This window comes from Cupriavidus pauculus (assembly GCF_002858765.1).
Classification (GTDB): domain Bacteria; phylum Pseudomonadota; class Gammaproteobacteria; order Burkholderiales; family Burkholderiaceae; genus Cupriavidus; species Cupriavidus pauculus_B.
The window spans coordinates 105,927-118,571 of record NZ_PJRP01000002.1 but is presented as its reverse complement, the minus strand read 5'-3'; the positions used below and the strand labels follow the sequence as shown (position 1 = coordinate 118,571).

12 protein-coding genes are annotated in these 12,645 nt (G+C 64.5%); 2 read left to right on the top strand and 10 right to left on the bottom strand.

Features of this window, described 5'->3' with window-relative positions:
- Positions 1-8: 8 nt before the first annotated feature.
- The 9 genes from CYJ10_RS05365 to pilM form a co-directional block, all read right to left on the bottom strand.
- Positions 9-725, bottom strand: coding sequence for a transposase (locus CYJ10_RS05365; protein ID WP_101680499.1), 717 nt, complete (start codon positions 723-725; stop codon positions 9-11).
- 71 nt (positions 726-796) lie between these two features.
- Positions 797-1,957 (bottom strand): deoxyguanosinetriphosphate triphosphohydrolase, encoded by a 1,161-nt coding sequence (locus CYJ10_RS05360; RefSeq protein ID WP_101680498.1) that lies wholly within the window; start codon positions 1,955-1,957, stop codon positions 797-799.
- 55 nt (positions 1,958-2,012) lie between these two features.
- Positions 2,013-3,119, bottom strand: coding sequence for a 3-dehydroquinate synthase (gene aroB / locus CYJ10_RS05355; RefSeq protein WP_101680497.1), 1,107 nt, complete (start codon positions 3,117-3,119; stop codon positions 2,013-2,015).
- A complete protein-coding gene (locus tag CYJ10_RS05350) occupies positions 3,116-3,676 on the bottom strand; it encodes a shikimate kinase (RefSeq protein WP_257993180.1) in 561 nt (186 codons plus the stop codon). Before CYJ10_RS05350 ends, aroB begins: the two co-directional genes overlap by 4 nt.
- A 252-nt stretch (positions 3,677-3,928) precedes the next feature.
- The gene (gene pilQ, locus CYJ10_RS05345) at positions 3,929-6,067 is read right to left on the bottom strand and encodes a type IV pilus secretin PilQ (RefSeq protein ID WP_101680495.1); all 2,139 of its coding nucleotides are present in this window, start codon (positions 6,065-6,067) and stop codon (positions 3,929-3,931) included.
- Entirely contained in the window at positions 6,064-6,537 is a 474-nt protein-coding gene (locus tag CYJ10_RS05340) for a pilus assembly protein PilP (protein ID WP_101681039.1), read from the bottom strand. The genes pilQ and CYJ10_RS05340 overlap by 4 nt, the downstream gene beginning before the upstream one ends.
- Before the next feature lie 62 nt (positions 6,538-6,599).
- The gene (locus CYJ10_RS05335) at positions 6,600-7,271 is read right to left on the bottom strand and encodes a type IV pilus inner membrane component PilO (RefSeq protein WP_101680494.1); all 672 of its coding nucleotides are present in this window, start codon (positions 7,269-7,271) and stop codon (positions 6,600-6,602) included.
- A gap of 2 nt (positions 7,272-7,273) precedes the next feature.
- On the bottom strand, positions 7,274-7,921 hold the full coding sequence (locus tag CYJ10_RS05330) for a PilN domain-containing protein (protein WP_101680493.1): 648 nt from the start codon (positions 7,919-7,921) through the stop codon (positions 7,274-7,276).
- A gap of 18 nt (positions 7,922-7,939) precedes the next feature.
- The gene (gene pilM / locus CYJ10_RS05325; protein WP_066731210.1) at positions 7,940-9,010 is read right to left on the bottom strand and encodes a type IV pilus assembly protein PilM; all 1,071 of its coding nucleotides are present in this window, start codon (positions 9,008-9,010) and stop codon (positions 7,940-7,942) included.
- Between the two features lie 465 nt (positions 9,011-9,475).
- On the opposite strand from pilM, the gene CYJ10_RS05320 reads away from it, so the two are divergent.
- Complete coding sequence (locus CYJ10_RS05320) at positions 9,476-11,854, top strand: penicillin-binding protein 1A (RefSeq protein ID WP_101680492.1); 2,379 nt, start codon at positions 9,476-9,478, stop codon at positions 11,852-11,854.
- A 62-nt stretch (positions 11,855-11,916) separates the two neighbouring features.
- Here the strand turns inward: CYJ10_RS05320 and cyaY are convergent, their stop codons facing one another.
- Positions 11,917-12,252, bottom strand: coding sequence for an iron donor protein CyaY (gene cyaY / locus CYJ10_RS05315; protein ID WP_101680491.1), 336 nt, complete (start codon positions 12,250-12,252; stop codon positions 11,917-11,919).
- A 132-nt stretch (positions 12,253-12,384) separates the two neighbouring features.
- On the opposite strand from cyaY, the gene lptM reads away from it, so the two are divergent.
- On the top strand, positions 12,385-12,636 hold the full coding sequence (lptM, locus tag CYJ10_RS05310; RefSeq protein WP_219621423.1) for an LPS translocon maturation chaperone LptM: 252 nt from the start codon (positions 12,385-12,387) through the stop codon (positions 12,634-12,636).
- Positions 12,637-12,645: the final 9 nt, after the last annotated feature.

Genomic DNA, 12,645 nt, shown 5'->3' with positions numbered 1-12,645 from the left:
TGCACGGGTTAGGCCTCGTGCGCTTCGTCATCTGAAATAACCGACTTTCTTGGTCGGCCTCTCGGCAACGGGTGGACGCGCCGCGTCGCATGACGCTCAAGTTGCGCCAGGAACGCGTCGCTACCCAGCGGCCAGCCACTGTGGGCATGCTTCTGCAGCGTGGCAAGCGTGCGCCCCGACAACCCCTCGGCCGTCAACGCACGGTAATTGGATTGCCGCTCGAATGGCGTATTGCCGAGATCCCAATAGATGGAGTGATCGCTCACAATCGGGCTGGACTCGAAGCCTGCGTGGTGCCGGTAGCTGCTCCAGCGGTCGGCCTCGGGCGTCGTGACTTCGCCGGCCCGCATGGCATTGCCTTCTGCATAGAGCATGGCCGGCAGCAACCAGGCATCGGCTTCGATGACGGCCGAGCGGAAGCGGCCCTCCCAGAGGGTGCCGGTGCGTTCGGCCACGCGGTTGAAATGGCGCGCGTAGCGGCGCCCTACCGCCTGCATGGTCAGGCTCAGCGAGTCGGGCCCCTTCGGGGTGGCTACAAGATGGATATGATTGGGCCGCAGCGCGTAGGCGTGGATAGCCAGCTCATGCTCGCGCGCCGCCATGCGCAGGCAATCGAGGTAATGCAGGTAGTCATCGGCGCCCAGAAACACGGGCTGGCGGTTGTTGCCGCGCTGCAGCACCATGGCCGGCAAGTCGGCAGGAGAGAAACGGGGAAGGCGGGCCATCGGGCATCCCGGGTGAAAGATGCCCGCATCATAACCTGATCTGTCCCCGTTTTTAGCCGACGGCGCTCCGGTCAGCCAAGTGAGTTGCTCTCGCTGACCGCGAAGATGCGCCGGTGCTCGCGGATGGCATAACGGTCCGTCATGCCAGCGATGTAGTGGGCGATCAGACGTGGCTGGTCGGCGCCATGGCCAGCCTGGTACTGAGGCGGCAGCAGACGCGAATCCTGCATGAAGGCGCCGAAGAGATCCGAGATGATGCGCTGCGCCTTGGCCGACATCCGCATGACCAGGTAATGCCGGTACAGGTGGCGGAACAGGAATCGCTTGAGCGCGGCGGCTTCCTCGTGGATCTTCGGGCTGAACGACACCAGCGGCCCGGCGGCGCGCACGTCGTCGATCGTCTTGGGATTGGCGGCGGCAATATTGCGGCCGGTGGTTTCGATCAAATCGACGATCAGCGTGTTGATCATGCGCCGGACCGTCTCATTGATCGCCCGGCGCCCGTTGATGCCCGGAAAGGCCGTGGCCACCTCGGCGCGGTGACGGCCCCACATCGGCACTTCGTCCAGCTGCTCCAGCGTCAGCAGCCCGGAGCGCAGGCCGTCGTCGATGTCGTGGTTGTTGTAGGCGATTTCGTCGGCCAGATTGGCCAACTGGGCCTCGAGCGACGGCTGCGCGCCTTCCAGAAAGCGCCGCCCCAGCTCGCCCAGCGCCGCTGCGTTGACGCGCGAGCAATGCTTGAGAATGCCTTCGCGCGTCTCGAACGTCAGATTCAGCCCGTTGAAGCCGCCATAGCGCTCCTCCAGCTCATCCACCACCAGCAGGCTCTGCAGGTTGTGCTCGAACCCGCCATGGTTCTTCATGCAGCCGTTCAAAGCGTCCTGTCCGGCGTGGCCAAACGGCGTGTGGCCCAGGTCGTGGGCCAGCGAGATCGCCTCGACCAGATCCTCGTTCAGCCGCAGGTTGCGTGCGATGGAGCGCGCGATCTGCGCCACCTCCAGGCTGTGCGTCAGCCGCGTGCGAAACAGGTCGCCCTCGTGGTTCACGAAGACCTGCGTCTTGTATTCGAGCCGGCGGAACGCCGTGCTGTGGATCACGCGGTCGCGGTCGCGCTGGAATTCACTGCGCGAGGACGAGGCCGGTTCGGCATGCACCCGGCCGCGCGTCTTTGCGGAGCGCGCGGCGTACGGGGCGAGATGGGCTTCGAGGTCAGTCGCTGGAGCGGTGGTCATGCGGGCAATCCGTTATTCCGTTGCTGGTTCAGGGTTGCAAGGCACAACCAGGCGCTTACGCGACCGGTGCCTCTGCGGGAGGTTTCAGGACAGCGTGGCGCAGCGTGTCACGCAGGTCCGGATCCGGTACGGTAGTAATGAACGCTTCGCCAAGCTTGCGCAGCAAGATGAACTTGATGCTGCCGGCCTCGGCCTTCTTGTCCACCTTCATCAGTTCGACATAGCGGTCGATGCCCAGGTCCGGGGCCACCACGGGCAGCAGCGCCGCCTGCGTCAGCGTACGGATGCGCGCGCGCGTCTCGACGTCGATGAACCCCAGGCGATGCGACAGATCGGCCGCCATCACCATGCCGCAGCCCACCGCCTCGCCGTGGAGCCATTCGCCATAGCCCATGCCGGCTTCGATGGCATGGCCGAATGTGTGTCCGAAGTTCAGGATCGCCCGCAGGCCGCCTTCGCGCTCGTCCTGCGCCACCACGGCGGCCTTGATCTCGCACGAGCGCCGCACGGCCTCAGCCATCAGGCCCGTGTCGCACGAATTGAGCGCCGCGATGTTGCCTTCGATCCACTCGAAATAGGCGGCGTCGGCAATCGCGCCGTGTTTGATGACCTCGGCCAACCCGGCAGCCAGCTCGCGCGGCGGCAAGGTCTTCAGCGTGTCGATGTCGGCGATCACCGCGTTGGGCTGGTGGAACGCCCCGATCATGTTCTTGCCGAGCGGGTGGTTGATCCCGGTCTTGCCGCCCACCGACGAGTCCACCTGCGACAGCAGCGTGGTCGGCATCTGGACGAATGGCACCCCGCGCATGTAGCAGGCCGCGGCGAAGCCGGTCATGTCGCCCACCACGCCGCCGCCGAGCGCGATCAGTGTGGTCTTTCGGTCGGCGCCTGCCCGGAGCAGCGCGTCGAAGATCAGGTTCAGGGTTTCCCACTGCTTGAAGCGCTCGCCGTCCGGCAGCACCACCGTGCGCACGGTCTTGCCCAGGCCAGTCAGAACAGCTTCGACGCGGGCCGCATACAGGGGTCCGACGGTCTCGTTGGTGACGATGACGGCATGCTGGCCGCGCACATGCGGCTGCAGCAGGTCGGCGCGGTCCAGCAGGCCGCCGCCGATATGGATCGGGTAGCTACGCGCCCCGAGATCGACTTCCAGCTTGATCATGAATGGGTGTCCTGCGCCGGCTGCCCGGCCACCGTGTCGGTGTCGGGCACCGCTTCCACGGATGGAAGCGTGAAGCCAGCCATTTCAAGTTGCATGAGAACCATATTAGCAAGCTGTGCCACGGTCGGCTTGCCGGTTTCGATAATGAAGTCCGCCACTTCGCGGTAGAGCGGGTCGCGCTGGGTGTACAGCGCCTCCAGCCGGCCTTTCGGGTCTTCGGTCTGCAGCAGCGGACGGTTGCGGTCATGGCGCGTGCGCAGCCACAGGTCGTGCGGACTGGCGCGCAGGTAGACCACGGTGCCATTGGCCTTCAGGGCCGCCCGGTTGGCTTCGCGCAGCACCGCGCCGCCGCCAGTCGCCAGGACGATGCCGGTACGGCCGGTCAGTTCGGCAATGACCTGCGCCTCGCGGTCCCGGAACCCGACCTCACCCTCGTGCTCGAAAATCACCGGAATCTTCACGCCGCAACGCGCTTCGAGCTCGTGGTCGGAGTCAAAGAACGGGTAATCAAGGCGTCGGGCCACCGAGCGGCCAACGGTGGTCTTGCCGGCGCCCATCAGGCCAACAAAGAAAAGATTCGGGCGATTCGCTGTCACTGGACTGTCTTGCGCGATAAGGCTCGAGGCATTGGCACGCCGGCCGGGCCACCTCGCTGGCGTGATTCATACGCCATTGTGCATCATTGCGGCCCGATTCCGGCTGGCCGTCGGTTCCGCCAACGATGCCGCGAAAAGGAAAAAGGCCGCGTCGGATGCCGACGCGGCCTGCCAGTCTACTGCATTCGGGCCCCCTGCTGCACCCGGACGGTGTTATTTCAACGATACGCTGTCGTTCAGGATGCGCGGCGTCAGGAACACCAGCAGCTCGGTCCGGTTGTTGACCTTGGCATTGTTCTTGAACAGATTGCCAAGCACCGGGAGGTCGCCCAGCCAGGGCACCTTGTTGACGTTGTTCGACTCGTCCTGGCTGTAGATACCGCCGATCACCACCGTGCCGCCGTTCTCCACCAGCACCTGCGTCTGCACGTGCTTGGTGTCGATGGCGAAGCCGTTGACGGTTTGGATACCCACGCTGTCCTTGTTGACGTCGACGTCCAGCAGCACGTTGCCTTCCGGCGTGATCTGCGGCGTGACTTCCAGCTTCAGGTTCGCCTTGCGGAACTGGACCGACGTGGCGCCACTCGACGTGGCGGACTGGTACGGCAGCTCGGTACCCTGCTCGATCAGCGCCTTGATGTTGTTGGCGGTCACGACACGCGGGCTCGAGATGATCTTACCCTTGCCGTCGGCTTCCAGCGCCGAAAGCTCCAGGTCCAGGAACCGGCCAGCAGCAGTATTGAAGATACTGAATGCCACCGACGCCGGGTTCGTACCATTGATGGCCGCGGCCGGCAGGCTCACCGCCGGGCCATTGTCCCAGACGGCATCCTTGGTGAACGGCGATGCCACGTTCTCATACGTGTTGCCGTAGGCCGCGCCCGACCGCTTCGACGCAAAACCCAACTTCACGCCAAGATTGCGGCTGAACGTATCGCTGGCCTCGACGATGCGTGCCTCAATGACCACCTGACGCACCGGGATGTCGATCTTCTGCAGAAATCCCTGCACTTCCTCGAGCTTGGACCCGATGTCGGACACGAACAGCTGGTTGGTACGCGGATCCGCCGTCAGCGAGCCGCGCTTCGACAGCATGCGCGTGACGCCGGTACTACCGGCCGCGCCACCCGCCACCGGGGTAGCAGCGCCGGCAGCACCACCGGTCACGGCCTGGCCCAGCAGCATGCGACGAACATCCTCGGCGCGCTGATAGTTCAGCTGGAACACCTGGCTGCGGATCGGCTCAAGCTCATTGATCTGCTGCAGCGCTTCCAACTCGAGCTTTTCCTTCGTGGCCAGTTCGGCCTTGGGCGCCACCCACAGCACGTTGCCGTTGCGGCGCGAAGCCAGACCCTTGGAATCGAGCACGATCTGCAGCGCCTGATCCCATGGCACATCCTTCAGGCGCAGCGTCAGGTTGCCCTGCACCGTGTCGCTCGTGATGATGTTCAGGTTGGTGAAGTCGGCAAAGACCTGAAGCAGCGAGCGGATGTCGATGTTCTGGAAATTCAGCGACAGACGCTCGCCCCGGTAGCCCTGGCCGGAGATCAACTTGTTCGGATCTTCCTTGACCTGGCGCACCTCGACCACGAACTGGTTGTCCGTTTGGTACGAGCTGTACTCCCAGTTGCCGCGCGGCTCGATCGTCAGCCGTGCGGTGCCATTGGCGTCGTTGGCGCGCATGGCCTGCACCGGCGTACCGAAGTCGGTCACGTCGAAGCGGCGGCGCAGGTCGACCGGGAGTCCGGTGCCAAGGAAGTCCACCACCAGGTTCTGCCCCTGCTGCTGGATATTGACACCCGAATCCCGCGACGACAGGTCCACCACCACGCGGCCGGCACCGTCGGCGCCACGACGGAAGTCGATATTGCGGATCAGCGTCCGGTTTGCCGCCACCGGCTGCATCGCCGGTGCCGCCGCCGCGAACGTCGGTGCCGCCGCGGCCGTCGACTGCGCCACGTTGTCCATCAGCACCACGAACTGGTTGCCGCGCACTTCCGTGCGGTACGTGGCGTTGCGGGCCAGGCTCAGCACCACGCGGGTGCGATCGCCGATCTGCATCACGTTGGCGCTCTTGAGCAGCTTGCCCGCGTATTCATACTGCGCGCGGCCCTGCGCGAATCCCGTATCGAAGAAATCGATCGCGATCTTTGCCGGATTCTGCGTCGTGAAGTCCGCCGGCTTTTGCGCAAGCGGACCCTGCAGGTCGACCGTGAAGACGGTCTGCTCGCCAACCACATTGGCGTCCACCTGCCTGAGCTGGTTGTTCTGTGCCAGTGCGGCCGGAGAGGCCAGCACCAACGCCATCGCTGAAGCGCCCGCAAGCGCCCGGACCCAACGTGCCGTGATCATGCGGATGCCTCCAGCTTCAGGCTGGTCATTTTCTCTTTCCAATCTGAGACCCCTTCCCGAACCAATTCGCGCAACACGATCTCTTGATCGCTGATGCGGACCACCCGGCCATAGCTCTGGCCGAGATACTGACCCACCTTGACGTGATGGATCTTGTTATCTACGCGTACGACACCGTAGGTCTCGCCGTTTTTCTTCAGCATGCCGAGCATCTTGAAGTTCTCCAGCGGATAGTCTTCAAGCGGCTCGTGTCGCCGTCCGGCCTCCGGCGACTCAGACAACGTCTTGTTCAGCTCGCCAATTTTGTTCTGCGCAAACGGCTCCGGCGACGCGCGCCCGCCGTACTCGCGTGGCGTGTACGACTTGACCTCGGGCAACGGTTCCGGCGGCGGCGCCTTCGCGGCGCGTGTCTGCGTCATCCACTGGCGCAGGCCATCGTCATCGCTCTGGCCGCAGCCGGCCAGGGCCATCACGGTCAGCGCGGCGACGGCAAGCGTGCGCAGCGCAGCGGGCTGGGGTCGGGTCAGGCGGCTCACTTGGCGCCCCCCTTCTTCTTCGCGGCAGCTTCGGCGGCGGCCTTGCGCTGCGAGGCCTGCTCGTCCGGATCCAGAGCCCGATAGGCCATCGCCACCCCTTCCATCGACAGCGTGCCGTCCTTGCCGACCGACATGTTCAGGTTACGCATCGAAACGATCCGCGACAAAGCCGCCACGTCGGCATTGAACAGCGCGACGTCGTGATAGCGGCCCGTGACCTTCAGGTTGACCGGGATTTCGGCGAAGTACGGTTTGATGGCTGCCGCCTGCGGCTTGAACAACTCGAACTGCAGGCCGCGCGCCACACCCGCGTGGTTGACGTCAGCCAGCAGCGCATCCATCTCCGTGCTGTTCGGCAACTGCCGCTCCGCCAGGGCCACGCGTTTTTCGACCTCGGCCTTCTGCTTACGCAGTTCTTCGAGGTTGGCCACCTGCGACACCTTCGACTTGAACTGGCCTTTGAGCTGCTCGTGTTCGGCGTGCTTGCGGTCGAGCTCGGCGCTCTTGTCGCTCCAGTAGAACTGCCAGCCAAGCAGCAGCACGATGACCGCCGCCAGAACCGAGAACAGTACGCGGGGCGCGGCCGGCCAGGTTTCGGGCTCGTTGAGGTTCAGACCACGAAACTGCGTGGTCAGATCCTGCAGCGAAATATTGGAATTGAGCGACATGATCAGGCGTTGCCTCCCGCCGGCCTGGCCGCAGCAGCCGAAGCGCCGACCTTCTTCTTGTCCGCCGGCAGCTCCGGCGCGCGGTAGGCGAAACGTATCGAGAAATCGAACAACCGGCGCTGTTCGCGCAGGTTGTTGGTCATCATGACCGCCTTCGACTCCACAAGCTCGGCGCGGTCCAGCCATTGCACCTGGCTGACATTGCGCAGCAGTTCCGACACGCGTTCGTTCGACTGCGCCACACCCGTGACGACGAAGGTGTCATCCGTCTGCTTGAGCGTGGTCAGGTACACGCCCTCGGGCACCTGGCGCACCAACTCCTCCAGCAGCTGTACGGGCATGTTGCGCTCGGCCTGCAGGCTCTCGATGGCGCGCTGGCGATCCAGCAGCGCATCGATATCCTTCCTGAGCGTCATGACTTCCTTGATCTGCCCATCCATACGGGCGTTCTCGGTCGTCAACGTCTGGTTGAGCTGGGTCATCTCATCGATCTGTGAATCGATGTAGAAGCCGCCGATCAGCACCACGAGCGCACCCGCGCCCGCCGCACCGCCCAGCATGCTGTAGACCTTCTTGCGCCGGGCTGCCTTGCGCGCCTCGTGATACGGCAGCAGGTTGACCGACGGAATGGTATTCGTCGTCGCGGACATGCGTGTCCCCCCGGTGGCTTATTGCAGGCCGCGCAGTGCCAGTCCCGCACTGACGATGTAGGCGGGCAGGTCACGCTGGAGATAGCGCTCGTTGACCTTGCCTGCGGTCGTCATGTTTGCGAAGGGATTGGCCAGCGTGGTCGTGATCTGCGTCTGTTGCTGGATCGCTGCCTGGACACCAAGCAGCGAGGCGTGCCCGCCGGAAAGCAGGATCTCGTCGACGCGGCCGAGGCTGGAGCTGGCAATGAAATTGCCGATCGCACCCTGCACCTCCATGGCCAGCGCCTCCAGCGACGGCTTGAGCAGTTGCCCCCGCCACGCTTCAGGCAGCGTGTTCTTGCGCTTCTTGATTTCTGCCTTGAGCGCATCGAGCGTGAACATGCGTGCGGCGCTTTGCGTCAGCTGGTCGCCGTAGCTGTTCAGCGGCTGCTCGTAGAGTTCCTTCCAGCCCTGGTAGAAAATGGCCTTCGACCGGCTGCCGCCCAGATGGACCACGGCCACCACGGGCAGGTCCTTCGCGTCGGTTTCGTTCAGGCCTGCGGGAACGCCGAGCATCTGCACGACCGAGCGCTGCACGGCGTACTCTTCCACGTCCATCACCTGCGGCTTCAGGCCCGCCATCTCGGCAGCCGTCACGCGCTCCTGGACACGATCACTGTTGGCGGCCGTGACGCGTACGCCGATGCCGCCTTCCGTTTCGCTGGGACCAATCACCGCGAAGTCGAAATTCACCGCCTGCGATGGCGGATAGAGGCGGTGCGCCTCGGATTCGACCTGCGAATAGAGTTCGTCTTCGGACAGGTTGTCCGGCAGACTGACCGTCTGGGATTCCGTCAGCATGGACGGCACGCCCAGGACCACGTCCTTGGTGCGGATGCCGGCCTTGCCGAGCGCGCGCTTGAGCGCAATCCCGACGGCTTCGATGTTGACCACGTTGCCATCCGCAACGGCGTTGCGGTCCAGCAGTTCGCTGGCGCATTTCTCCAGCCTGTAGTCGTTTTTGCCTGCCCCAACGGACAGCTCAACGACCTTGACGCTGGACGAACCAATATCCACGCCGACCGTAGTTCGGCGCAGAAGACCCGACAAGATGCCCCGTCGCAAGGTTGACCCCCTGACATTTGAACTCGCCCACGGCATATCCGCTCTAATGGTGCGAGCCAGTTTCTTGGATGAAACGTTTGCTCTTTTATGTTGATGGATTCTTACAAAATCCGGAGGCGCTGGCAATGTGCTGGTTTGACCACGCTTTCTTTTTCGGAAGGTCCTCACGATTCCGTTGTCAAAATCCGACGGTCTGCAACCCCGCCGTTGGGTGGCATCGTTCTGACATGATCGACACGCGCCAACTTGCGCGTGCACCCTCCACCCGCACCCCACCCTGAGGCATCGCCCGCCAGCCCGCGCCACGCCTGCGTCCTGCAGCACGTGACAGACTGATCTCAACGACATTACATCTTGTAACAGCACGGTAGCGACTTTCGCGGCACAGCCCCGGGAGAGCGGCCAGGTACCGACGATATAATCCCGGGCACTCTTGTTAGGTAAACCCTTATGGCCACAGCACAACAGAAGCCGTCCCTTCCCGTCCGCCGTCCGTTGTGGGCGCGCATCACGTTCTGGGTACTAGGGCTGGTTGCTGCCGGCGTCGTCGCCGTGGCGCTGCTGGTGGGCTATGCGCTGGTCGTGGCCGCGCCCAACCTGCCGTCACTGGACACCATCACCGATTACCGGCCGAAGATTCCGCTGCGCATCTACACCGCCGACAACGTGCTGATTGGCGAGTTCGGCGAAGAGCGTCGCAACTTCGTGCCGATCACCGAGATCCCCGACGTCATGAAGAAGGCCGTGCTGGCCATCGAGGACGACCGCTTCTACGAACACGGCGGCGTCGACTTCGTGGGCGTGTTGCGTGCGGGGCTGGCCAACCTGCGTGGCGGCTTGTCGCAGGGCGCATCGACCATCACGATGCAGGTGGCGCGCAACTTCTTTCTGTCTAGCGAGAAGACCTACACGCGCAAGATCTACGAGATGCTGCTGGCGTACAAGATCGAGGCGAACCTGACCAAGGACCAGATTCTCGAGCTGTACATGAACCAGATCTACTTGGGGCAGCGCGCCTACGGCTTTGCCAGCGCGGCACGCGTGTACTTCGGCAAGTCGATCAAGGACGTGACCCCGGCCGAGGCCGCGATGCTGGCTGGGCTGCCCAAGGCACCGTCGGCCTACAACCCCGTGGTGAATCCACGTCGCGCGAAGGTGCGTCAGGAGTACATCCTGCAGCGCATGCGCGACTTGCGCTATATCACGCCTGAACAGTACGACCAGGCCGTGCGCGAGGAACTGAAGGTGCGCAGCGAGGGCAACGAGTTCTCCACACATGCCGAGTATGTGGCCGAAATCGTGCGTCAGCTGATGTACGCGCAGTACCGCGAAGAGACCTACACGCGCGGCCTGACCGTCTACACCACCCTGAACAAGGCCGACCAGGACGCCGCCTACGAGTCCGTGCGCAGCGGCATCATGACCTACGAGCGCAAGCACGGTTACCGTGGCCCCGAGGCCTTTATCGACCTGCCGACCGATGCGGCCGATCGCGAGCAGGCGATCGACGACGCGCTGGTGGAGCATCCGGGCAGCGACGACCTGCGGTCTGCCGTAGTGACCAGCGTCTCGCCCAAGCAGGTGAAGGCCACGCTGCTGTCGGGCGAAGTGGCCACCATCGAAGGCACGGCGCTGCGCTTTATCGCGCCGTCGCTGTCGGCCAATGCCCAGCCCAAGGTCAAGATCCGACCCGGCGCGATCATCCGCGTAACGCAGGATCCGAAGGACAACTCGTGGTCGGTGACGCAGCTGCCCGAAGTGGCCGCCGCGTTCATCTCGCTGAGCCCCGAAGACGGTTCGATCCGCTCGATGGTGGGCGGCTTCGACTACAACCGCAACAAGTTCAACCACGTGACGCAGGCCTGGCGCCAGCCGGGTTCGAGCTTCAAGCCGTTCATCTACACGGCGGCGCTGGAAAAGGGCTTCTCTCCGGCCACGGTGATCAATGATGCGCCGCTGACGATCGGCCCGGACACCGGCGGCCAGGTCTGGGAACCGAAGAACTACGATGGCAAGTTCGAGGGCCCGATGACCATGCGCCGCGCGCTGGCCAAGTCGAAGAACCTGGTGTCTGTGCGGATCCTGCGCGCGATCGGCACGCAGTACGCCCAGGACTACATCACCCGCTTCGGCTTCGAGGCCGACAAGCACCCGGCCTACCTGCCGATGGCGCTGGGTGCCGGCAGCGTGACGCCGCTGCAGATGGCGGGCGCCTACTCGGTGTTCGCCAACGGCGGCTTCCGCGTGAACCCGTACCTGATCCAGCGTGTGGAAGATTCGCGCGGCAAGGTCATTTCGGAGACCCATCCGCAGAAGGCCGGCGGAGACGCCGTGCGCGTGCTGGACGCCCGCACCGCGTTCATCGCCGACAGCATGCTGCGCGAAGTGGTGCGCAGCGGCACGGCCAACCCGGCCAAGCAGCGCCTGGGCCGCAACGACCTGGCCGGCAAGACCGGTACCACCAACGATGCCGTGGATGCGTGGTTTGCAGGCTACACGCCCAAGCTTGTGGCCATCGCGTGGATGGGCTACGACCAGCCCAAGAGCCTGGGCGTGCGCGAAACCGGTGGCGGCCTGGCGCTACCGATCTGGGTCGGCTACATGAGCAAGGCGCTCAAGGGCGTGCCCGAGAGCCCGGATCGCCAGCCGCCGGAGGGCGTGGTCATGGCGGCCGGCGACTGGACGCTGGAAGAAAACGCAGCCGGTGCCGGCGTGGCGTCGGTGGGCCTGGGCGATCCGTGGCCGGGCAAGCCGGAAGAAAGCTCGCGCCCGCCGCAGGACACCGAGCAGGAAAAGAAGAAGATCCTGGAAATGTTCGGCGGCGCCTGACAGCGTTCGCCAGCAACAAAAAACCGGCCCTGGTGGCCGGTTTTTTGTTGCGTCGCGCGGGCTTACTTCAGCGTCAGCGTGGTGCCTGCCTGCAGGCTCATGTAGCCAGACAGCGCGGCGTACAGCTCTGCGCCGCTGCGCGTGTCCACCCACCGGGCGCCATCGTGGCGAAAATGGAAACCACCGGCCTTGGCCGCCACCCACAGTTCCTGCATCGGCGCCTGGCTGTTGACGATGATCTTGGAGCCGTCCTCGAACTCCAGTTCCATCACATTGCCGGTACGGTTGATTTCCACATCGGCGTCGGCGGCATCGGCCGCGGCTTCGATATCGGCTTCCAGCTTGTCCAGGGCCGCGCCGGCCAGTGCCAGGAACTCGGTCTCGTTGAGGGGGGGCATGCTACACTCCAAGGCCGCCGGCAGCCCGTTTCCACGGGCATTCGGACCGGCAAATCAGATTGATGGAAAACGGGAAAGCCGTGCGCTTTCCGCAGCCATCCGAAAGCCATCCAGACAATGAAGGACTCCCCGATGCTGCGTCGTGGTGCGATTGTATCGGCCTTTGCCACCCTGCTCGCGATGCCCCTCGCCGGGTGCGGCATTCGCGGCCCGCTCTATATGCCTCAGGTGCCGCCGGAGCCCACGCCGCCCACAGTGACCGATCCGGGCCTGGGCCAGCCAGGCGCAACCCCGCCCGCAGCCCGTCCGATGGGCGAGCCCGCCACGTCCACGCCCGCCATCGCCGAACCCGCAAAGGGCAGTTCCGCCCCCTCCGCACGCTAAGTGCATGCC

Coding starts and splice junctions, on each gene's coding strand:
- CYJ10_RS05365 (WP_101680499.1), bottom strand. CDS start 725: ATGGCCCGCCTTCCCCGTTTCTCTCCTGCCGACTTGCCGGCCATGGTG.
- CYJ10_RS05360 (WP_101680498.1), bottom strand. CDS start 1,957: ATGACCACCGCTCCAGCGACTGACCTCGAAGCCCATCTCGCCCCGTAC.
- aroB (WP_101680497.1), bottom strand. CDS start 3,119: ATGATCAAGCTGGAAGTCGATCTCGGGGCGCGTAGCTACCCGATCCAT.
- CYJ10_RS05350 (WP_257993180.1), bottom strand. CDS start 3,676: ATGGGCGCCGGCAAGACCACCGTTGGCCGCTCGGTGGCCCGACGCCTT.
- pilQ (WP_101680495.1), bottom strand. CDS start 6,067: ATGATCACGGCACGTTGGGTCCGGGCGCTTGCGGGCGCTTCAGCGATG.
- CYJ10_RS05340 (WP_101681039.1), bottom strand. CDS start 6,537: ATGGCCCTGGCCGGCTGCGGCCAGAGCGATGACGATGGCCTGCGCCAG.
- CYJ10_RS05335 (WP_101680494.1), bottom strand. CDS start 7,271: ATGTCGCTCAATTCCAATATTTCGCTGCAGGATCTGACCACGCAGTTT.
- CYJ10_RS05330 (WP_101680493.1), bottom strand. CDS start 7,921: ATGTCCGCGACGACGAATACCATTCCGTCGGTCAACCTGCTGCCGTAT.
- CYJ10_RS05320 (WP_101680492.1), top strand. CDS start 9,476: ATGGCCACAGCACAACAGAAGCCGTCCCTTCCCGTCCGCCGTCCGTTG.
- cyaY (WP_101680491.1), bottom strand. CDS start 12,252: ATGCCCCCCCTCAACGAGACCGAGTTCCTGGCACTGGCCGGCGCGGCC.
- lptM (WP_219621423.1), top strand. CDS start 12,385: ATGCTGCGTCGTGGTGCGATTGTATCGGCCTTTGCCACCCTGCTCGCG.